Source organism: Neisseria zoodegmatis (assembly GCF_900187305.1).
In the GTDB taxonomy this organism is placed as follows: domain Bacteria; phylum Pseudomonadota; class Gammaproteobacteria; order Burkholderiales; family Neisseriaceae; genus Neisseria; species Neisseria zoodegmatis.
In genome coordinates this window covers 2,494,340-2,512,243 of the sequence record NZ_LT906434.1, presented here as the reverse complement: position 1 = coordinate 2,512,243, position 17,904 = coordinate 2,494,340, and the positions used below count along the sequence as shown (strand labels likewise).

At 47.5% G+C, this 17,904-nt stretch carries 28 protein-coding genes; 22 read left to right on the top strand and 6 right to left on the bottom strand.

All coding sequences use genetic code 11. From position 1 onward, the window contains the following. Positions 1 to 63: 63 nt before the first annotated feature. The 4 genes from CKV66_RS11915 to CKV66_RS11900 form a co-directional block, all read right to left on the bottom strand. Positions 64 to 840, bottom strand: coding sequence for an exodeoxyribonuclease III (locus CKV66_RS11915; protein ID WP_085363494.1), 777 nt, complete (start codon positions 838 to 840; stop codon positions 64 to 66). 274 nt (positions 841 to 1,114) lie between these two features. Then, a complete protein-coding gene (locus CKV66_RS11910; RefSeq protein ID WP_095197894.1) occupies positions 1,115 to 1,678 on the bottom strand; it encodes a hypothetical protein in 564 nt (187 codons plus the stop codon). Positions 1,679 to 1,878: 200 nt separating this feature from the next. Then, complete coding sequence (locus CKV66_RS11905) at positions 1,879 to 2,070, bottom strand: hypothetical protein (RefSeq protein WP_085363496.1); 192 nt, start codon at positions 2,068 to 2,070, stop codon at positions 1,879 to 1,881. After that, positions 2,054 to 2,287 (bottom strand): RNA-binding S4 domain-containing protein, encoded by a 234-nt coding sequence (locus tag CKV66_RS11900; protein ID WP_085363497.1) that lies wholly within the window; start codon positions 2,285 to 2,287, stop codon positions 2,054 to 2,056. Before CKV66_RS11900 ends, CKV66_RS11905 begins: the two co-directional genes overlap by 17 nt. Before the next feature lie 294 nt (positions 2,288 to 2,581). Between CKV66_RS11900 and CKV66_RS11895 the strand changes: the two genes are divergently transcribed. The 7 genes from CKV66_RS11895 to CKV66_RS11865 all read left to right on the top strand — a co-directional run bounded on the left by CKV66_RS11895 (position 2,582) and on the right by CKV66_RS11865 (position 8,624). Beyond that, on the top strand, positions 2,582 to 4,111 hold the full coding sequence (locus tag CKV66_RS11895; protein WP_085363498.1) for a catalase: 1,530 nt from the start codon (positions 2,582 to 2,584) through the stop codon (positions 4,109 to 4,111). Positions 4,112 to 4,361: 250 nt separating this feature from the next. Next, on the top strand, positions 4,362 to 4,853 hold the full coding sequence (locus CKV66_RS11890; RefSeq protein WP_085363499.1) for an REP-associated tyrosine transposase: 492 nt from the start codon (positions 4,362 to 4,364) through the stop codon (positions 4,851 to 4,853). Between the two features lie 57 nt (positions 4,854 to 4,910). After that, positions 4,911 to 5,750 carry a PHP domain-containing protein gene (locus tag CKV66_RS11885; protein ID WP_085363500.1) on the top strand — a complete coding sequence of 280 codons (840 nt, stop codon included), beginning with the start codon at positions 4,911 to 4,913 and terminating at the stop codon, positions 5,748 to 5,750. A gap of 294 nt (positions 5,751 to 6,044) precedes the next feature. Further along, positions 6,045 to 6,419, top strand: a complete 375-nt coding sequence (locus tag CKV66_RS11880) for an ACP-like domain-containing protein (RefSeq protein WP_085363567.1) — start codon at positions 6,045 to 6,047, stop codon at positions 6,417 to 6,419. A 110-nt stretch (positions 6,420 to 6,529) separates the two neighbouring features. Then, positions 6,530 to 7,150, top strand: a complete 621-nt coding sequence (locus tag CKV66_RS11875; protein ID WP_054599871.1) for an L-threonylcarbamoyladenylate synthase — start codon at positions 6,530 to 6,532, stop codon at positions 7,148 to 7,150. Positions 7,151 to 7,278: 128 nt separating this feature from the next. Further along, entirely contained in the window at positions 7,279 to 7,899 is a 621-nt protein-coding gene (locus tag CKV66_RS11870) for a Type 1 glutamine amidotransferase-like domain-containing protein (RefSeq protein ID WP_231990492.1), read from the top strand. A gap of 74 nt (positions 7,900 to 7,973) precedes the next feature. Next, positions 7,974 to 8,624 carry a site-2 protease family protein gene (locus tag CKV66_RS11865; protein ID WP_054599872.1) on the top strand — a complete coding sequence of 217 codons (651 nt, stop codon included), beginning with the start codon at positions 7,974 to 7,976 and terminating at the stop codon, positions 8,622 to 8,624. Positions 8,625 to 8,705: 81 nt separating this feature from the next. Here the strand turns inward: CKV66_RS11865 and CKV66_RS11860 are convergent, their stop codons facing one another. Both CKV66_RS11860 and CKV66_RS11855 read right to left on the bottom strand, forming a co-directional pair. After that, entirely contained in the window at positions 8,706 to 9,230 is a 525-nt protein-coding gene (locus CKV66_RS11860; protein WP_085363501.1) for a gluconokinase, read from the bottom strand. 18 nt (positions 9,231 to 9,248) lie between these two features. After that, positions 9,249 to 10,634, bottom strand: coding sequence for a GntP family permease (locus CKV66_RS11855; RefSeq protein ID WP_085363502.1), 1,386 nt, complete (start codon positions 10,632 to 10,634; stop codon positions 9,249 to 9,251). Positions 10,635 to 11,093: 459 nt separating this feature from the next. On the opposite strand from CKV66_RS11855, the gene rplC reads away from it, so the two are divergent. The 15 genes from rplC to rpsH all read left to right on the top strand — a co-directional run bounded on the left by rplC (position 11,094) and on the right by rpsH (position 17,894). After that, positions 11,094 to 11,738: a 50S ribosomal protein L3 gene (rplC, locus tag CKV66_RS11850; protein ID WP_085363503.1), complete on the top strand. Its 645-nt coding sequence runs from the start codon at positions 11,094 to 11,096 to the stop codon at positions 11,736 to 11,738. Then, positions 11,738 to 12,358, top strand: coding sequence for a 50S ribosomal protein L4 (gene rplD / locus CKV66_RS11845; protein WP_085363504.1), 621 nt, complete (start codon positions 11,738 to 11,740; stop codon positions 12,356 to 12,358). The genes rplC and rplD overlap by 1 nt, the downstream gene beginning before the upstream one ends. Continuing rightward, on the top strand, positions 12,355 to 12,669 hold the full coding sequence (rplW, locus tag CKV66_RS11840; RefSeq protein ID WP_197697455.1) for a 50S ribosomal protein L23: 315 nt from the start codon (positions 12,355 to 12,357) through the stop codon (positions 12,667 to 12,669). The genes rplD and rplW overlap by 4 nt, the downstream gene beginning before the upstream one ends. Before the next feature lie 5 nt (positions 12,670 to 12,674). Next, a complete protein-coding gene (gene rplB / locus CKV66_RS11835) occupies positions 12,675 to 13,508 on the top strand; it encodes a 50S ribosomal protein L2 (RefSeq protein ID WP_085356006.1) in 834 nt (277 codons plus the stop codon). A gap of 5 nt (positions 13,509 to 13,513) precedes the next feature. Further along, positions 13,514 to 13,792: a 30S ribosomal protein S19 gene (gene rpsS / locus CKV66_RS11830; protein WP_002215422.1), complete on the top strand. Its 279-nt coding sequence runs from the start codon at positions 13,514 to 13,516 to the stop codon at positions 13,790 to 13,792. Positions 13,793 to 13,800: 8 nt separating this feature from the next. Further along, a complete protein-coding gene (gene rplV / locus CKV66_RS11825) occupies positions 13,801 to 14,130 on the top strand; it encodes a 50S ribosomal protein L22 (RefSeq protein WP_085363506.1) in 330 nt (109 codons plus the stop codon). A 9-nt stretch (positions 14,131 to 14,139) separates the two neighbouring features. After that, positions 14,140 to 14,841, top strand: coding sequence for a 30S ribosomal protein S3 (gene rpsC / locus CKV66_RS11820; protein ID WP_054599880.1), 702 nt, complete (start codon positions 14,140 to 14,142; stop codon positions 14,839 to 14,841). Next, complete coding sequence (gene rplP / locus CKV66_RS11815) at positions 14,825 to 15,241, top strand: 50S ribosomal protein L16 (RefSeq protein WP_054599881.1); 417 nt, start codon at positions 14,825 to 14,827, stop codon at positions 15,239 to 15,241. Before rpsC ends, rplP begins: the two co-directional genes overlap by 17 nt. Continuing rightward, on the top strand, positions 15,241 to 15,432 hold the full coding sequence (rpmC, locus tag CKV66_RS11810) for a 50S ribosomal protein L29 (protein WP_085363507.1): 192 nt from the start codon (positions 15,241 to 15,243) through the stop codon (positions 15,430 to 15,432). The genes rplP and rpmC overlap by 1 nt, the downstream gene beginning before the upstream one ends. Beyond that, the gene (gene rpsQ, locus CKV66_RS11805) at positions 15,432 to 15,695 is read left to right on the top strand and encodes a 30S ribosomal protein S17 (RefSeq protein WP_085363508.1); all 264 of its coding nucleotides are present in this window, start codon (positions 15,432 to 15,434) and stop codon (positions 15,693 to 15,695) included. Before rpmC ends, rpsQ begins: the two co-directional genes overlap by 1 nt. Before the next feature lie 229 nt (positions 15,696 to 15,924). Continuing rightward, complete coding sequence (gene rplN, locus CKV66_RS11800; protein WP_054599884.1) at positions 15,925 to 16,293, top strand: 50S ribosomal protein L14; 369 nt, start codon at positions 15,925 to 15,927, stop codon at positions 16,291 to 16,293. Between the two features lie 12 nt (positions 16,294 to 16,305). Next, positions 16,306 to 16,629: a 50S ribosomal protein L24 gene (rplX, locus tag CKV66_RS11795; protein ID WP_085363509.1), complete on the top strand. Its 324-nt coding sequence runs from the start codon at positions 16,306 to 16,308 to the stop codon at positions 16,627 to 16,629. Positions 16,630 to 16,638: 9 nt separating this feature from the next. Beyond that, positions 16,639 to 17,178 (top strand): 50S ribosomal protein L5, encoded by a 540-nt coding sequence (gene rplE, locus CKV66_RS11790; protein WP_085363510.1) that lies wholly within the window; start codon positions 16,639 to 16,641, stop codon positions 17,176 to 17,178. A 3-nt stretch (positions 17,179 to 17,181) separates the two neighbouring features. Next, positions 17,182 to 17,487, top strand: coding sequence for a 30S ribosomal protein S14 (rpsN, locus tag CKV66_RS11785; protein WP_085363511.1), 306 nt, complete (start codon positions 17,182 to 17,184; stop codon positions 17,485 to 17,487). Positions 17,488 to 17,501: 14 nt separating this feature from the next. Next, positions 17,502 to 17,894: a 30S ribosomal protein S8 gene (gene rpsH / locus CKV66_RS11780; protein WP_085363512.1), complete on the top strand. Its 393-nt coding sequence runs from the start codon at positions 17,502 to 17,504 to the stop codon at positions 17,892 to 17,894. The last annotated feature ends 10 nt before the right edge of the window (positions 17,895 to 17,904 follow it).

Below are 17,904 nucleotides of genomic sequence, written 5' to 3'. Positions count from 1 at the left end.
GGGCAATGATGTTTTCAGACGGCCTCAAGGCTTATCGCGAATCATTGCCCGGAGAAGTTTTTGTTAGACCGAATAATCGTATGCGACAACCAAAGGCGCATGATCGGAAAATTTTTCTTCTTTATACACATGCGCTTCCACCGCTTTGGCCGCCAGCTCGGGCGTGACCATGTGGTAGTCGATACGCCACCCCACATCCTTCGCATACGCCTGCCCGCGGTTGCTCCACCAAGTGTAGCCGGGCACTTCGGGATACAGTGTGCGCCACATATCCACCCAGCCCAAGTCGGCAATCACTTTGCCTATCCATGCGCGTTCTTCCGGCAGAAAGCCCGAATTTTTCTGATTGCCTTTCCAGTTTTTCAAGTCGATGTTTTGATGGGCGATGTTCCAATCGCCGCACACCACGATATCGCGGCCTTCCGCTTTCATCTCGGCCAACATGGGATAAAACGCATCCAAAAAGCGGTATTTCAATTCCTGCCGTTCCGGCGCGCTGGTGCCGCTGGGCAGATAAAGCGAAATCACGCTCAATTTGCCGAAATCGGCGCGCACGAAACGGCCCTCGCTGTCGAATTCTTCAATGCCCATGCCGATTTGCACATTGTCCGGGCGTTGCTTGCTGTATATCGCCACGCCGCTGTAACCGCGTTTTTCGGCGCAATGCCATACGCCATACATACCGTGCGGATTTTTCATATCGTCCGACAAATCCGGCTCTTGCGCTTTCAATTCCTGCACGCAAACGATGTCGGCGCCCGACGCGGCGATGTATTCGTGGAAGCCCTTTTTATAAGCGGAACGGATGCCGTTCACATTGGCGGAGATGATTTTCAACATAATGTTTCAGTGTGATAAAGAAAAGGCGCATTGTACCTGAATTATTTTTTACAGTTTCAGCCTTTGGGATAGGTTGGGTTGATTTACCTACAATCGGTAATATTTCAATGAAGATGCAGTAGTAAGGCCGTCTGAAAACGGGCTTGCGGGTTTCGCTAAAAGTTTTTCAGACGGCCTTAAAGTGTTGGATAGTGTCGGCTTTTGTTTGAATTGTGCACAAACATCATGCTGTCAAACCGATTGTTGAATATTGGTGAGCATGAAAGCTTGCCGGCTAACGCTCCGGCGTAAATAAAATTTCGTTGATGTAAAAATAGTCGTTTTCTATTTCGTGTGCTGCCGCTTTGCCTGTGAGCGTTACCGTTTGCCCTTTTTTCCAATGAGGGCTGTCGAGCAACATCAGCCGTTTATAAACCCCGCCTCTGCCGCTTTTCGGTAAAACGGTATAAAAAGGCTGATGCACCGGCTTGATAAACCAGCGTTTGCGGCGGATTTCCGCATTGGGTTCGCGCGTGCAGTTATGTAAAAACTTTCGGTGTATGTTCGGGCTTTCGTAAACCAATTTGCCCTGTATGGTTGAGGCTCTGCCTTCGAGCGGTATGATGTCGCGTTGGAAATGCTCCCGCGCAGCTTGATCGGATGTTACATCGCTTTGGGCGATAATCAGTTTTTTGCCGTATACCGAACGGGCGCCTTTCGGTAAATCAAGATAGAGATAATCGCCGTCGTAAACGCGGCTGCCCGCAGCGGCCTCTTTTCCTGAAATATACCTGCCGAAGAAATAGACTTTATCGGCATATTCGACTTGATACTTTTTACGGCTTTCTCCCGTGCTCACATCATTTTTCGTTAAACGCCGGGAATAATTTTTATCTTCTTTTAAATCAACAAAATAAGGATAAGTAATGGCGGATGAAAGGAAACATACGTCAGCTTTCGCCGCAGCCGATAGTGCCAAACATAAAACAGGGATGCTCTTCAATAACCGATTCATGATGACCTTCCAAAGTAGGAACCCGGGTTTTGCAGGATAAAACTTTATTCTTGTGGGTCGTTTTCTTCGGCGGCTTGCTGCTCGCGCCAGATTTTCTGCTGTTCGTCGTACTTGGCTTTTTCATTCCAATAAATGGTTTGGATGCAGGCGTCGCCGCAATCGCTGCCGCAGCATTCCCATGATTCGGGGCGTACCGGCTCGGGGAGCAGGTCTTCCGGTTTAAGCTTCTGGGTCATAGCCGTCTACCACTTCGAGAATGGCGCCGTTGAATTCGATGATGTCGCCGCCGCGTATTTTGGCCGTTTTGCGGGTTTCGGTGGCGCCGTTGCGCAATACTTCTCCCGCAGTAATAGCCATTTTCGCCTGCCCGCCGCTGTCGGTAAGGCCGGCGAGTTTCAAGAGGTCGCACAAGGTGATGTATTCGTTATCTTCCAAATAAACAGTTGCTTGCATGGTTTTTGTGTTATGGTGGGAACAGAGTGCGTATTTTACGCTAAAACAAGATGTTCTAAATCATTTAAAAATAAGCTATTGAAATTTATTTTCCAATATAAAATAACTAAAATAAATCGGAATCATAGTTTTAATAGTGAAAATCTTAATGTATAGTGCGCTCTATAGATTAAAGCAAACGTGAAGAGCAGGTTGCCGCACTATGAGCCTGATCCTAAATTTGCTGTTTTACGCTAACAAACACACGCACATCATTTTTCAATCACTACCGACATTACTTAAGGAGCACAAACCATGTCCAAATGTCCCGTAACCCATTTAACCATGAACAACGGCGCGCCCGTTGTCGACAACCAAAACAGCCTCACCGCCGGCCCGCGCGGCCCCTTGTTGGCTCAAGATTTGTGGCTGAACGAAAAACTGGCGAACTTCGTGCGCGAAGTGATTCCCGAGCGTCGTATGCATGCTAAAGGTTCCGGTGCTTTCGGTACGTTCACCGTTACCCACGACATCACTCAATACACCAAAGCCAAAATTTTCAGCCAAGTAGGCAAAAAAACCGAAATGTTCGCCCGCTTTACCACAGTAGCCGGTGAGCGCGGTGCGGCCGATGCCGAGCGCGACATCCGCGGTTTCGCCTTGAAGTTCTACACTGAAGAAGGCAACTGGGATATGGTGGGTAACAACACGCCCGTATTCTTCATGCGTGACCCGCGTAAATTCCCCGATTTGAACAAAGCGGTAAAACGCGACCCGCGCACCAATATGCGTTCCGCCACCAACAACTGGGACTTCTGGACTCTTCTGCCCGAAGCCTTCCACCAAGTAACCGTTGTGATGAGCGACCGCGGTATTCCTGCTTCTTACCGTCACATGCACGGTTTCGGCAGCCATACTTACAGCTTCATTAATGCACAAAACGAGCGTTTCTGGGTGAAATTCCATTTCCGTACCCAACAAGGCATTAAAAACCTGACTAACGAAGAAGCTGCCGCAATCATTGCCAATGACCGCGAAAGCCATCAGCGCGACCTGTATGAGTCTATCGAGAAAGGCGATTTCCCGAAATGGACCATGTATATCCAAGTGATGCCTGAAGCCGACGCAGAAAAAGTGCCTTACCATCCGTTTGACTTGACCAAAGTATGGCCCAAAGGCGATTACCCGCTGATCGAAGTAGGTGAGTTCGAACTGAACCGCAACCCTGAAAACTTCTTTGCCGATGTTGAGCAATCTGCCTTTGCACCGAGCAATCTGGTTCCCGGTATCAGCGTATCTCCCGACCGCATGTTGCAAGCCCGCTTGTTTAACTATGCCGACGCACAGCGTTACCGCTTGGGTGTGAACCACCATCAAATTCCGGTGAACGCACCGCGCTGCCCCGTACACAGCAACGCCCGCGACGGTTACGGCCGCGTTGACGGCAACTACGGCAGCACCCTGCACTACGAGCCGAACAGCTTCGGCCAATGGCAAGAGCAAGCCCAATACGCCGAACCGCCTTTGAAAATCAACGGTGATGCGGCACATTGGAACTACCGCGAAGACGACGCAGACTACTTCAGCCAACCGCGCGCGCTGTTCAACCTGATGAGCTGCGAACAAAAAGAAACCCTGTTCAAAAACACTGCCGCGGGTATGGGCGATGCGCTGGACTTCATCAAATACCGCCACATCCGCAACTGCTACGCTTGCGACCCGGCTTACGGCGAAGGCGTTGCCAAAGCACTGGGCATGACTGTGGCCGACGCGATGGCTGCCTACAAAACCGACCCCGCTATGGGCCAACCCGGTTTGTTGGACTTCAGCGACTACAAAGGATAAGCCGTTGCACAGTTTGAAACCTTATTGAATTAAGGTTGATTGGAAAGGCCGTCTGAACATTTCAGACGGCCTTTGGCTTTGCAATAGCAATCCCGTAGGAGCGGATTACATATCCGCCCGTGTGCGGTTCACGGAAATATGTGAGGGCAATCGGGAATCTTCAGGGATGGGGCGTATATTGATGCTTCAGTAAGGGCTGGCGTGTTTATCAATTTTTTAAACATTTCATCAATCAAAAGGGGATTTGCAAATGGCAGAGCTTTTGCCTACCAGACGCAGAATGCGCTTGCCTGATTATGATTATGCTGCGGTAGGCGGCTATTTTGTAACGCTGTGCATTCATGGCCGCCATAATGTTTTCGGCAGGGTGGAAAATGGTGTGATGCTGCTGAACAGTGCGGGCGAAATGGTGCAGGATGTTTTGTGTGAATTGAACGGACATTTTGAAGGCGGGTATTTAGATCGGTATGTGGTGATGCCTAACCATGTTCATTTTATTTGGGTAAACCGCTGCGGCAGAGTGAATTTGTCTAACGTTGTGCAATGGTTGAAAATAGTCAGTACCAACCGTTATATACGAGGAGTAAAAGAAAGCGGGTGGCCTGCGTTTGAAGGCAAGCTTTGGCAGCGTGGTTTTCATGATCATGTAATCCGCAATGAGGCTGATTATTTCCGTATTGCGGAATACATCGCTAATAATCCGCTGCAATGGCATTTGGATACGCTATATCGCGAAAATTGATTACCCAAACATCTATGCTAAGATGCGCGGCAATGTTCACCTTGCTTTATTCACACAATGATAGACCTCCATTGCCATTCTAATATTTCAGACGGCCTGTTAAGCCCCGCCGAAGTTGCGCGTTTGGCGCATGCCAACGGCTGCACGATGCTGTCGCTAACCGACCACGACCATACCGGCGGGCTGGCGGAAGCGCGTGCCGAAGCGGAAAAGCTCGGCATGCGTTTTATCAATGGGGTGGAGGTTTCGGTAACGTGGCGCAAGCGTACGATACATATCGTCGGGCTGGATTTCGATGAACACAACGAGGTGTTGCAAAATCTGTTGGCCAAAGTGCGCACAGGCCGTCTGAAACGCTTGGAAGCGATTGCTGCAAAGCTTGAAAAGAAGGGCATAAGCGGTGCGTATGAAGGGGCGTTGGCTTTGGCGGCGAACCCTGAAATGGTCAGCCGCACCCATGTTGCGGAATTTCTGATTAACGAAGGCCATGTGCGCAACAAGCAGCAGGCGTTTACCAAATATTTGGGCGACGGCAAACCTGCTTCGGTGCCGCACGAATGGGCTGCGTTGGAGGAATGTGTGGCGGCCATTAACGAGGCGGGCGGTATGGCGGTGATTGCCCATCCGATGCGCTATGGTTTTTCGGCAACGGCCAAGCGCAATCTTTTTGAAGAGTTTAAGGCTTTGGGCGGGCAGGGCATTGAAGTGCATAGCGGCAATTGCGATAAAAACGACCGTTTGAATTATGCTTTGCTGGCGCAACGCTACGGCTTGTTGGCAAGTGCAGGCAGCGATTTTCACCGTTTAAACGATTACAGCGGCGGGATATTGGGCGCATGCCCCGAACTGCCGGATATCTGCCGGCCGGTATGGGAAGAGTTTAGGGCGGTTCAATAAGCGGTAAGAGTTGCTGTTGATGCAAGGGCGCCCGGCCGGAAACGGTGTGAAAATGGTGCGGAAATGTGGTGATGATGCCGGTGTGCAACAGCAAAAAACGGCTTATTATTCGTGCAAATATTTAAATAAATTTATATATATATCAATGGGTTGATTTTGTCTTACTCAAAATTACATTTGGCTGTCTTTTCATAAAACCGAACAAACCTATAATCCGCCGCATGCATTCGCTGCCCCGTTGCCGGGAATATGCAGAGTATGCCGAATATCTTAATTTTGATGAAAGAAAAGCATATGAAAATCTTATCTACTGCGTTATTGGTAGCGGCTACATTGGTTGCCGGTGTTGCCCATGCGGATGCCGGTCAGGCCGTACGCAAATCTTCTGTGAGCTATACTTGCCAACAAGGTAAAAAAGTAAAAGTAACTTACGGTTTCAACAAGCAAAATCTGCCTGTTTACGCTTCTGCCTACATGAACGGCAAAACCCGCTATATGCCGATTAACCTGAATGCTTCAGACAATGTTGATACTGTGTTCGGCGATGAAAACAACTTCAAGTTGAGCACCGGCTATTTGGATCGTTCCAACCACCGCCGCAATTCGATTATGATTACTTCGCCCGGTCAGGACATCCTTTTCAAGAGCTGTAAACCGCGCCGCCGTTAATACCGGTTGATGGATTAGGGAGGCCGTCTGAATAGGTTCAGACGGCCTTATTCATTATATAATTCTGTTTCTAAAACATTTGATACCGATAAATAAGCAAGGAACGCAATATGGCACAATTTTTCGCGATCCACCCCGATAATCCGCAAGAGCGTTTGATTAAACAGGCGGTGGAAATTATTAGAAAAGGCGGCGTTATCGCTTATCCTACCGATTCCTGTTATGCGCTGGGTTGCCATTTGGGTGATAAAGAAGCAATGGAGCGGGTGTTGAATATCCGTAAAATCGATCAGAAACACCACCTTACTTTGATGTGTGCCGACTTAAGCGAACTGGGCACTTATGCCAAAGTTGATAACAGCCAGTTCCGCCAGTTGAAAGCGGCCACGCCGGGCAGTTATACCTTTATTTTGCAGGCCACCAAAGAAGTGCCTAACCGCACGCTGCACCCCAAGCGTAAAACCATCGGTCTTCGTGTGCCCGACAACAAAATCGCTTTGGCGTTGCTAGCCGAATTGGGCGAGCCGTTATTAAGTTGTACCCTGATGTTGCCGGAAGACGACGAACCGCTAACCGACCCGTATGAAATCCGCGACCGTTTGGAGCACACGGTAGATTTGGTGATCGACGGCGGTTGGTGCGGCACCGATCCGACTACGGTAATCGACATGACCGATGGTGTGGAGCTGATTCGGGAAGGCAAAGGCGATAAGGCTTTGTTTGGTTTGTAAGAGCCTGTTGAATGCGCTGTTGTAACGGTGGCTTGGGTCGAAATGCCGGAAGTCTTGCTTTGACAACGATAAGGCCGTCTGAAAATAAATGGCATTGCCTGCCAGCCTGAAAGCATATTGAGAGGGGCATGATGAAACTGTTTTTAACTGCTTATTTTGCACAAACCGCATCGTTGTTGCCGCCGTTTCTCGGCGAGCCGATGCAGGGTAGAAGTGTGGGTTTTATCGCTACTGCGGCGGATGTGGAAGCCGTAGATTTTTATGTTGAAGAGGCACGCCGCATTTGGCATTCGTGGGGTGTGGAAATCGATATGGTTGATGTGGTGGCGTTGAGTGCCGAAGAAATTGCCCGCAAACTTCACCGTAGCGACTATATTTATGTGAGTGGCGGAAACACTTTTTATTTGCTGGCACAATTGCGGCAAAAGCAGGCGGATAAGGTATTGGCGGAGGAAATCGCTTCCGGCAAACCGTATATCGGCGAATCGGCGGGCAGCATGATTGTGGCCGAAAATCTGTCTTATGTGCATGAAATGGATGAAGTCAGCAGGGCGGAATACGATACTCGGCATGGGTTGGGCGTGTTGGATGTCTGCATCGTGCCTCATGACGGCGAAGAGCCTTTTGCAGAAGCCACGCAAGCCATTAGAGAGAAGTATGCGCATCTGCCGCTTTATCCGCTCAACAATTCACAGGTGTTGCTGGCAGAAGGTGGCCAACCGCCGGCAGTAACCGTTCGGGCCGTCTGAAAATAAGATTCGGCAAAGGTGTAAGGCTGGGGGGGTTCAGACGGCATCACACACAAAAAGGAAAATTAAAAATTATGTTTCAAAATTTCGATTTAAGTATCTTTTTACTCGCCTTGTTGCCGGTGCTGCTGGCAATTACCGTGCACGAAGCCGCACATGCTTATGCTGCACGCTACTGGGGAGACCGAACGGCGGAGCAGCTGGGCAGGCTCACACTCAATCCGGTGGCGCATATCGACCCTGTCGGCACAATCGTGGTGCCTTTGCTGATGTTTATGTTTACCCCGTTTTTATTCGGTTGGGCCAAGCCGGTTCCCATTGTGCCGCGTAATTTCCGCAACATGCGCATGGGTTTGCGGATGGTGGCGATTGCCGGGCCGCTGTCTAATTTGGTGATGGCTTTCGGCTGGGGGCTGGCGATGGTGTTGGCACCGCATGTGCCTGAGTCGTTTCAGTATCCTTTAGGCGAAATGGCCAAATACGGCGTGATGATCAATGCCGTTCTGTTTGTGCTGAATATGATTCCGATTCTGCCGCTGGATGGCGGACGCTTTGTCGACAGCTTCCTGCCTGCCCGAGCTTCGATGCAGTTTCATAAAATCGAACCTTACGGTACATGGATTATTTTGATTCTGTTGATGACAGGGCTGCTGGGTAAAATCATGATGCCTTTTGTGGGCGGAATTATCGTATTGGTTACTTCGGCTGTTGGTGTGTTTATGTAAGCCGTAGTGTGTAAGAAAGCCGGAGGCCGTCTGAAAAATATTCAGACGGCCTCCGGCTTTCTGTTCCGGGTTGGAAAGAAGTTATACAAAATTTTGCGCTTTTATCCAGCTGATGATTTCGGCCTGAACATCTTCCGCGCTGCCGACGCTGTCAATACGCACACCTTCTTCATCGGCTTGCAGATCTTCCAAAATTTCAAGCTGAGAGGCCAGCATATCTGCTTTCATATAATGGCCTTTACGCGCCATCATGCGTTCCAAGTTGACATCGTGGGGCGGAGCCAGATGAATAAACACCACTTTACCTTCGGCTTCACGCAGGATGTCGCGGTATTCACGCTTTAACGCCGAGCATGTGACTACGCTTACTGCTTCGCCGCTTTGCGCTTGGCTGCTCATCCAATCGCGCAGGCTGCGCAACCACGGGTAACGGTCTTCATCGGTTAGCGGAATGCCCGAACCCATTTTGTCGCGGTTGGCTTGCGAATGGAAATCGTCGCCTTCGGCATAAGGGCATCGATAATGTTGTTGCAGGGCAACCGCAGCGGTGGTTTTGCCGCAGCCGCTTACGCCCATCACCACAAAATGCACGGTAGGTTTGCTCATCTCGACACTCCTTTATTATTACAACACGCTGAATGCCAAAGCCGACAAAGCAAAGCCGATAATGGCAATCAGGGTTTGATTGACCGTCCACGTTTTCAGCGTAGTGGGAACATCCATATCCAGCAGGCGGCCCACCAGCCAGAAGCCGGAATCGTTGAAGTGGCTCACGCCCACCGAACCGGCGGCAGTCGCCAATACGATTGCGGCAAGCTGCCAGTCGCTGAAGCCGGCGGCAGCAACAGCGGGAGCCATCAGCGCGGCGGCGGTGGTTAAAGCCACGGTTGCCGAACCTTGCGCGATACGCAGAGCCAAGGCCACCAAGAAGCAGCCCAGCAATACGGGAATACCCAGTTGCCCCATGCTGTCGGCCAAAGCCTGACCGATGCCGGAAGCACGCAGCACGCCGCCGAACATACCGCCCGCACCGGTGATCAGAATCACCGAGCAAACCGAGCCGAGTGCGCCGTCGATGGTTTTTTCGAGTGCCGTCGCTTTTTCGCCGCGCTTACGCCCCAGCACAAACATCGCAACCAATACCGAAATCAGCAGCGCAACCGGTGTCGAGCCGATCATACGTAGGGTTTTCACCCATTCGGCGTTGCCGTCGACCATTTTTTGGGCAATCAGCGTGGCTAAACCGGTATTGAGGAAAATCAGCAACATCGGAATCAGCATAATGCCGATAACCGTGCCGGCTCGGGCGGGCGCTTTGGGTTCGTCGCCATCCTGTTTGCCGCCGCTGAGCAAGTCCGGCACCGGTACATGAATGCGGCGGCCGAGAAACTGACCCAGTAGATAACCGCTGAAATACCAAGTGATGAAGGCCAGCGGCAAACCGAGCAGCAGCACGTGGCCGATGCTGGCACCGTAAAATTCGGATGCGGCAATCGGACCCGGATGCGGCGGCAGAAACACGTGCATCACCGAAAACGCGCCGATGGAAGCCAAGCCGTAGGGCAGAATCGGTGCTTTCATGCGGCGGGCGGTGGCAAACACAATCGGCAGCATCACCACCAAACCGGCATCAAAGAAAATCGGAAAACCGAAAATCAGCGAAGCCACGCCTAAGGCGAAAGGCGCGCGTTTCTCGCCGAACGCCCGCACCAACGCATCGGCCAGCGATTGCGCCCCGCCCGACGTTTCCACCAAACGGCCGAGCATCGCGCCCAAACCCACCAGCAAGGCCACATTGCCGAGCGTGCCGCCGAAACTTTTTACCAATACGTCGCCTACGATACTGCCCATCGGCAGGCCGGTGGCAATCGCGGTAAGCAGGCTGACGATCATCAGTGTCAACAGGGCGTGCACGCGGAATTTGATGATCAGTATCAAAATCAGCAGAATCGCCCCTGCCGCAATGCCGAGCAACTCGCCCGTGCCTAAAGTTTGGGTCCAGTTTTCCATTGTTTGAATCCTTTTGTCATTGAAGCGTTAATATGAGGATGTAAATATTAATTTGAAGGCAATTTTGAATAGTAATATTAATATTAGAAGGATGCATATCCTCCGTCAGAAGGTTTGAGGCCGTCTGAAAAGCCATAATGAAAGTTTAGAGAGAGTATAGTATCTATAAATTTCATGAAGCTGATCGTTAATGCAAACGCTTTAGGTCTGTGTTCATCATTATCATGCAGTAGAGATGCCATAGTGGTAAGAGAAAAAACAGGTGGATAAGTTCGGTTGATATGTAAATATATTGTTTCCTTTTTGGCAGCTTAAGTAGTTGCACTTAAATAAAGATTTTCTTGAGTTTTTTTGAAAAAACTATGGTATAGTACAGAGCTTGGCATTTGCCAAGTTTGTATTTTGTGCAAGGCCAATCAATCGTAATTGGCCCCTTTAATTTAAAAAAGGAAAATAATCATGACTTTAGGTCTGGTTGGGCGCAAAGTAGGTATGACTCGCGTGTTTAACGAACAGGGTGCTTCCGTTCCAGTAACCGTGTTGGATATGTCTGCTAACCGCGTCACTCAAGTGAAATCCAAAGATACCGACGGCTATACAGCAGTACAGGTTACCTTTGGTCAGAAAAAAGCAAATCGCATCAATAAAGCCGAAGCCGGTCACTTTGCAAAAGCAGGTGTTGAGGCAGGTTGCGGTTTGATTGAATTTGCTTTAACTGAAGAAAAGCTGGGCGAGCTGAAAGCCGGCGATCAAATCGCTGTTGATATGTTTGAAGCTGGTCAGCTGGTAGATGTAACCGGTACCTCAAAAGGTAAAGGTTTCTCTGGTACGATCAAACGCCACAATTTTGGTGCGCAACGTACTTCTCATGGTAACTCGCGTTCACACCGCGTTCCCGGTTCTATCGGTATGGCTCAAGATCCCGGTCGCGTATTCCCTGGTAAACGCATGGCCGGTCAATATGGTAACACCAAATCTACTGTTCAAAACTTGGAAGTAGTGCGTGTAGATGTTGAGCGTCAGCTGCTGCTGGTTAAGGGTGCTGTTCCCGGTGCGGTAAACAGTGATGTTGTGGTGCGTCCTAGCGTGAAAGTAGGTGCGTAATGGAATTAAAAGTAATTGATGCTAAAGGGCAAGTGTCGGGCAGCTTGGCTGCTTCTGATGCATTGTTTGCTCGTGAATACAATGAATCTTTGGTTCATCAGTTGGTTACTGCATTTTTGGCTAATGCCCGTTCAGGCAACCGTGCTCAAAAAACACGTGCAGAAGTTAACCACTCAACCAAAAAACCATGGCGTCAAAAAGGTACAGGCCGTGCCCGTTCAGGTATGACTTCTTCTCCGCTGTGGAGAAAAGGTGGCCGCGCGTTCCCTAACAAACCGGATGAGAACTTTACTCAAAAAGTAAACCGCAAAATGTACCGTGCCGGCATGGCAACCATTTTGTCTCAGTTGGTTCGTGACGAACGTTTGTTTGTTATTGAGACGCTTAACGCACAAACGCCTAAGACCAAAGAATTTGTTGAGCAAGTGAAAAGCTTGGGTCTGGAGCAAGTTTTGTTTGTAACTAAGCAGTTGGATGAAAATGTTTATTTGGCGTCGCGCAACCTGCCTAATGTGCTGGTTTTGGAAGCTCAGCAAATTGATCCGTATAGCTTGCTGCGTTACAAAAAAGTAGTCATCACTAAAGAAGCAGTAGCGCAGTTAGAGGAGCAATGGGTATGAATCAACAACGTTTAACACAAGTGATTTTGGCTCCTGTTGTTTCTGAGAAAAGTAACCTGTTGGCAGAAAAACGCAATCAGATGACTTTCAAAGTATTGCCTAATGCAACTAAACAGGAAATTAAGGCCGCTGTGGAGTTTTTGTTTGGTGTAGAAGTTGCTTCTGTGACTACTGTTACCACTAAAGGTAAAACCAAACGCTTCGGTCGTACCATCGGTCGCCGCAGTGATGTTAAAAAAGCTTATGTAAGCTTGGCTGCCGGGCAAGAATTAGATTTGGAAGCCGCTGCTGCAGCTGCAGATAAGGAATAAGTGACATGGCTATTGTAAAAATGAAGCCAACCTCTGCTGGTCGCCGCGGCATGGTTCGTGTAACCACTGAAGGTTTGCATAAAGGTGCTCCATACGCTGCACTGCTGGAAAAGAAAAACTCTACTGCTGGTCGCAATAATAATGGTCATATTACTACTCGTCACAAAGGCGGTGGGCATAAACACCATTATCGTATCGTAGACTTCAAACGTAATAAAGACGGCATCCCTGCCAAAGTAGAGCGAATCGAATACGATCCAAACCGTACTGCGCATATTGCATTGTTATGCTATGCGGATGGTGAGCGTCGTTACATTATTGCTCCGCGTGGTATTAAAGCAGGTGCGGTATTGGTTTCTGGCGCTGAATCTGCGATTAAAGTAGGTAATACTCTTCCTATTCGTAATATTCCCGTTGGTACCACAATTCACTGTATTGAGATGAAGCCTGGTAAAGGTGCACAAATTGCACGTTCTGCCGGTGCATCTGCCGTACTGTTGGCTAAAGAAGGAATCTATGCTCAAGTACGTTTGCGTTCAGGTGAAGTTCGCAAGATTCATGTAGATTGTCGTGCTACCATTGGTGAAGTTGGCAATGAAGAGCAAAGCCTGAAGAAAATCGGTAAAGCTGGTGCAAACCGCTGGCGCGGCATTCGTCCGACTGTTCGAGGTGTTGTAATGAACCCTGTAGATCACCCGCATGGTGGTGGTGAAGGACGTACTGGTGAAGCTCGCGAACCTGTTAGCCCATGGGGTACACCTTCTAAAGGCTACCGTACTCGTAACAATAAACGCACGGACAATATGATTGTTCGCCGCCGTTACTCAAATAAAGGTTAATTAATATGGCTCGTTCATTGAAAAAAGGTCCATATGTAGACCTGCATTTGCTGAAAAAAGTAGATGCGGCTCGTGCAAGCAATGACAAGCGCCCGATCAAAACCTGGTCGCGTCGTTCTACTATTTTGCCTGATTTTATCGGTTTAACCATCGCTGTGCATAACGGACGTACTCATGTCCCTGTGTTTATCAGTGATAATATGGTTGGTCATAAATTGGGTGAGTTCTCATTGACCCGTACCTTTAAAGGCCATTTGGCTGATAAAAAGGCTAAAAAGAAATAAGGTGAATCATGAGAGTAAGTGCACAACATAAAAATGCCCGTATCTCTGCACAAAAGGCTCGTTTGGTCGCAGATTTAATTCGTGGTAAAGACGTTGCCCAAGCTTTAAATATCTTGGCATTTAGCCCTAAAAAAGGCGCTGAGCTTGTTAAGAAAGTGCTGGAATCTGCAATTGCAAATGCAGAGCATAACGAAGGTGCTGATATTGACAAGTTAAAAGTGGTAACCATTTTTGTTGACAAAGGTCCGAGTTTGAAACGTTTTCAAGCTCGTGCCAAAGGTCGTGGTAACCGCATTGAAAAACAAACTTGTCACATTAATGTGACAGTAGGTAATTAAGGAAAAGCTATGGGACAAAAGATTAATCCTACCGGCTTTCGCTTGGCGGTAACTAAAGACTGGTCTTCAAAATGGTTTGCTAAAAGTAGCGATTTCCCTACTGTTTTGAAGCAAGATATTGATGTTCGTGAGTATTTACGTAAGCGTTTGGCGAATGCCTCAGTAGGTCGTGTAGTGATTGAGCGTCCTGCAAAATCTGCCCGCATTACCATTCACTCAGCTCGTCCTGGTGTTGTGATCGGCAGAAAGGGCGAAGATATCGAAGTTCTGAAACGCGATTTGCAAAAATTGATGGGTGTGCCGGTTCATGTAAATATTGAAGAAATTCGTAAACCTGAATTGGATGCTCAAATTATTGCTGATGGTATTGCACAACAGCTTGAAAAGCGTGTTCAATTTCGCCGTGCTATGAAGCGTGCAATGCAAAATGCCATGCGTGTTGGAGCTAAAGGTATCAAAATTATGACCTCTGGCCGTCTGAATGGTGCCGATATTGCTCGTAGCGAATGGTATCGTGAAGGCCGTGTGCCTTTGCATACTTTACGTGCAAATGTTGATTATGCTACCAGTGAAGCTCATACAACCTATGGTGTGTTGGGTTTGAAAGTTTGGGTTTATACAGGCGAAGGTAACGAAAAAGTTTCTCAAGCTAAACCTGAGCAAGAAAAAAGACAAAGAAAGGTAGGAGGCCGTCATGCTGCAGCCAACTAGACTTAAATATCGAAAACAGCATAAAGGCCGTAACACCGGTATTGCTACTCGAGGAAACAAAGTAAGCTTTGGTGAGTTTGGCTTAAAAGCGGTTGGTCGTGGTCGTCTGACTGCGCGCCAAATTGAGGCTGCCCGTCGTACAATGACCCGTCACATTAAGCGCGGTGGTCGAATTTGGATTCGAGTGTTTCCTGATAAACCGATTACATCTAAACCTGCAGAAGTTCGTATGGGTGGCGGTAAAGGTTCTCCTGAGTATTACGTTGCCGAAATCCAACCGGGTAAAATGTTGTATGAAATGGATGGAGTTCCAGAGGCCTTGGCTCGTGAAGCGTTTGAGCTTGCTTCTGCTAAACTGCCGATTCCGACAGTATTCGTAGTAAGACAGGTAGGTCAATAATGAAAGCGAATGAATTAAAAGACAAATCGGTTGAGCAATTAAACGCAGATTTGCTTGATTTGCTAAAAACCCAGTTTGGCCTGCGTATGCAAAATGCTACTGGTCAATTAGGTAAACCGAGTGAATTAAAACGAGTACGTCGCGAAATTGCCCGTATTAAAACCATTTTAACTGAAAAAGGTGCTAAGTAATGAGCGAATCAAAAAATGTTCGTACTTTGCAAGGCAAAGTGGTTAGTGACAAAATGGATAAGACAGTAACCGTTTTGGTGGAGCGTAAAGTAAAGCACCCCTTGTATGGTAAAATTATCCGCCGCTCGACCAAAATTCATGCTCATGACGAGCAAAATCAATATGGCATTGGAGATGTGGTTGTGATTGAAGAAACTCGTCCTCTGTCAAAAACTAAATCTTGGGTTGTTAAAGAGTTGGTGGAAAAAGCACGCTCTGTTTAAAATTTAATACAGTAATGCTTAAAAAAGAAACGAAGTCTTGCATTGATGGAAATTTGCATGTAAACTTCGTTTCTTATCTTTCAGCTTCTCTTTGAGAGCTTCTTCCCTTCGGGATCCAAGACTGGTTTACTAGAACCTATGTAGGTTTCAGTTTAGTAGGCACAAAATCTAATATTGTGTGGACTGGCTGAAAGAGGTAGATTAAGTTGGTTTTTTAAAAGGTAATAAAATGATTCAAATGCAGACCATTTTAGATGTGGCTGATAACTCTGGTGCGCGTCGTGTAATGTGTATCAAGGTTTTAGGCGGATCTAAACGTCGTTATGCTTCGGTTGGCGACATTATTAAAGTTGCAGTTAAGGATGCGGCTCCGCGTGGTCGTGTGAAAAAGGGTGATGTATTTAATGCTGTTGTGGTTCGTACTGCAAAAGGCGTACGTCGTCCTGATGGTGCACTGATTAAATTTGATAATAATGCGGCCGTTTTGTTGAATAATAAGCTTGAGCCTTTAGGTACCCGTATTTTTGGTCCGGTTACTCGTGAGCTGCGTACGGAGCGATTTATGAAAATTGTTTCATTGGCACCTGAGGTATTATAAGGAATAACGGCGATGAATAAAATTATTAAAGGTGACCAAGTAATTGTGATTGCTGGTAAAGATAAAGGCAAGCAAGGTCAGGTTGTAAAGGTTTTGGGTGATAAGGTTGTTGTTGAAGGTGTTAACGTTGTTAAGCGTCATCAAAAGCCGAATCCTATGCGTGGTATTGAGGGTGGCATCGTTGTGAAAAATATGCCTTTGGCTATTTCTAATGTTGCTGTTTTCAATCCTGAAACAAATAAAGCTGATCGTGTTGGCGTCAAATTGGTTGAGAGCGATGGCAGGGTAAAGCGTGTCCGCTTCTTCAAGTCTAATGGCTCTATCATTGGGGCATAAGGAGATAACATGGCTCGTTTGAGAGAGTTTTATAACAGTACTGTGGTTCCGGAATTGATGAAGCAATTTGGTTATAAATCAATTATGGAAGTGCCTCGTATTGAGAAAATTACGTTGAATATGGGTGTTGGCGAAGCTGTTGCTGATAAAAAAGTGATGGAACATGCTGTTGCTGATTTGGAAAAAATTGCTGGTCAAAAGCCGGTAGTTACTGTTGCCCGTAAGTCAATTGCTGGTTTTAAGATTCGTGATAACTATCCAGTGGGTTGTAAAGTTACTTTGCGTCGTGATCAAATGTTTGAATTTTTGGATCGTTTGGTTACTATTGCTTTGCCTCGTGTGCGTGATTTTCGGGGCGTTAGTGGTAAATCTTTTGATGGTAGCGGTAACTACAATATGGGCGTGCGTGAGCAAATCATTTTCCCGGAAATTGAATATGACAAAATTGATGCTTTGCGTGGTTTGAATATTACTATCACAACAACCGCTAAGACTGATGAGGAAGCAAAAGCTTTGTTATCATTGTTTAAGTTTCCGTTTAAAGGATAATTCATGGCTAAAAAAGCACTTATCAATCGCGAATTAAAACGCGTTGCTCTGGCGAAAAAATATGCCGCTAAGCGTGAGGTTATTTTTGCTATTATTAATGATTCAAATGCTTCGGATAAAGAGCGCTTTGAGGCTCGTTTGAAACTTCAAGCAATTCCTCGTAATGCTGCGCCTGTGCGTCAGCGTCGTCGCTGTGCTCTTACAGGTCGTCCTCGTGGGACCTTCCGTAAGTTCGGTTTGGGTCGTATTAAAATCCGTGAAATTGCTATGCGTGGCGAGATTCCGGGTGTTGTTAAAGCTAGCTGGTAATAGGAGTAATAACTATGAGTATGCATGATCCTATTTCCGATATGTTGACTCGTATCCGAAATGCACAGCGTGCAAACAAAGTTGCCGTTTCTATGCCTTCTTCTAAATTGAAATGCGCCATTGCTAAAGTATTAAAAGAAGAAGGGTATATTGAAGATTTTACAGTTTCAAATGACTTGAAACCTGTTTTGGAAATTCAATTAAAATATTATGCAGGCCGCCCTGTTATTGAGCAGATTAAGCGTGTATCACGTCCTGGTTTGCGTATTTATAAAGCCTCAAATGAAATACCTAGCGTAATGAATGGCTTGGGTGTTGCTATTGTAAGCACTTCTAAGGGTGTAATGACAGATCGTAAAGCTCGCTCCGAAGGTGTTGGTGGTGAGTTGTTGTGTATTGTTGCCTAAGTAGGAGATT

What these genes read in the sequence shown, in the direction of transcription:
- CKV66_RS11915 (WP_085363494.1), bottom strand. Translation starts at nt 840, where the DNA reads ATGTTGAAAATCATCTCCGCCAATGTGAACGGCATCCGTTCCGCTTAT.
- CKV66_RS11905 (WP_085363496.1), bottom strand. Translation starts at nt 2,070, where the DNA reads ATGACCCAGAAGCTTAAACCGGAAGACCTGCTCCCCGAGCCGGTACGC.
- CKV66_RS11900 (WP_085363497.1), bottom strand. Translation starts at nt 2,287, where the DNA reads ATGCAAGCAACTGTTTATTTGGAAGATAACGAATACATCACCTTGTGC.
- CKV66_RS11895 (WP_085363498.1), top strand. Translation starts at nt 2,582, where the DNA reads ATGTCCAAATGTCCCGTAACCCATTTAACCATGAACAACGGCGCGCCC.
- CKV66_RS11890 (WP_085363499.1), top strand. Translation starts at nt 4,362, where the DNA reads ATGGCAGAGCTTTTGCCTACCAGACGCAGAATGCGCTTGCCTGATTAT.
- CKV66_RS11885 (WP_085363500.1), top strand. Translation starts at nt 4,911, where the DNA reads ATGATAGACCTCCATTGCCATTCTAATATTTCAGACGGCCTGTTAAGC.
- CKV66_RS11880 (WP_085363567.1), top strand. Translation starts at nt 6,045, where the DNA reads ATGAAAATCTTATCTACTGCGTTATTGGTAGCGGCTACATTGGTTGCC.
- CKV66_RS11875 (WP_054599871.1), top strand. Translation starts at nt 6,530, where the DNA reads ATGGCACAATTTTTCGCGATCCACCCCGATAATCCGCAAGAGCGTTTG.
- CKV66_RS11870 (WP_231990492.1), top strand. Translation starts at nt 7,279, where the DNA reads ATGATGAAACTGTTTTTAACTGCTTATTTTGCACAAACCGCATCGTTG.
- CKV66_RS11865 (WP_054599872.1), top strand. Translation starts at nt 7,974, where the DNA reads ATGTTTCAAAATTTCGATTTAAGTATCTTTTTACTCGCCTTGTTGCCG.
- CKV66_RS11860 (WP_085363501.1), bottom strand. Translation starts at nt 9,230, where the DNA reads ATGAGCAAACCTACCGTGCATTTTGTGGTGATGGGCGTAAGCGGCTGC.
- CKV66_RS11855 (WP_085363502.1), bottom strand. Translation starts at nt 10,634, where the DNA reads ATGGAAAACTGGACCCAAACTTTAGGCACGGGCGAGTTGCTCGGCATT.
- rplC (WP_085363503.1), top strand. Translation starts at nt 11,094, where the DNA reads ATGACTTTAGGTCTGGTTGGGCGCAAAGTAGGTATGACTCGCGTGTTT.
- rplD (WP_085363504.1), top strand. Translation starts at nt 11,738, where the DNA reads ATGGAATTAAAAGTAATTGATGCTAAAGGGCAAGTGTCGGGCAGCTTG.
- rplW (WP_197697455.1), top strand. Translation starts at nt 12,355, where the DNA reads ATGAATCAACAACGTTTAACACAAGTGATTTTGGCTCCTGTTGTTTCT.
- rplB (WP_085356006.1), top strand. Translation starts at nt 12,675, where the DNA reads ATGGCTATTGTAAAAATGAAGCCAACCTCTGCTGGTCGCCGCGGCATG.
- rpsS (WP_002215422.1), top strand. Translation starts at nt 13,514, where the DNA reads ATGGCTCGTTCATTGAAAAAAGGTCCATATGTAGACCTGCATTTGCTG.
- rplV (WP_085363506.1), top strand. Translation starts at nt 13,801, where the DNA reads ATGAGAGTAAGTGCACAACATAAAAATGCCCGTATCTCTGCACAAAAG.
- rpsC (WP_054599880.1), top strand. Translation starts at nt 14,140, where the DNA reads ATGGGACAAAAGATTAATCCTACCGGCTTTCGCTTGGCGGTAACTAAA.
- rplP (WP_054599881.1), top strand. Translation starts at nt 14,825, where the DNA reads ATGCTGCAGCCAACTAGACTTAAATATCGAAAACAGCATAAAGGCCGT.
- rpmC (WP_085363507.1), top strand. Translation starts at nt 15,241, where the DNA reads ATGAAAGCGAATGAATTAAAAGACAAATCGGTTGAGCAATTAAACGCA.
- rpsQ (WP_085363508.1), top strand. Translation starts at nt 15,432, where the DNA reads ATGAGCGAATCAAAAAATGTTCGTACTTTGCAAGGCAAAGTGGTTAGT.
- rplN (WP_054599884.1), top strand. Translation starts at nt 15,925, where the DNA reads ATGATTCAAATGCAGACCATTTTAGATGTGGCTGATAACTCTGGTGCG.
- rplX (WP_085363509.1), top strand. Translation starts at nt 16,306, where the DNA reads ATGAATAAAATTATTAAAGGTGACCAAGTAATTGTGATTGCTGGTAAA.
- rplE (WP_085363510.1), top strand. Translation starts at nt 16,639, where the DNA reads ATGGCTCGTTTGAGAGAGTTTTATAACAGTACTGTGGTTCCGGAATTG.
- rpsN (WP_085363511.1), top strand. Translation starts at nt 17,182, where the DNA reads ATGGCTAAAAAAGCACTTATCAATCGCGAATTAAAACGCGTTGCTCTG.
- rpsH (WP_085363512.1), top strand. Translation starts at nt 17,502, where the DNA reads ATGAGTATGCATGATCCTATTTCCGATATGTTGACTCGTATCCGAAAT.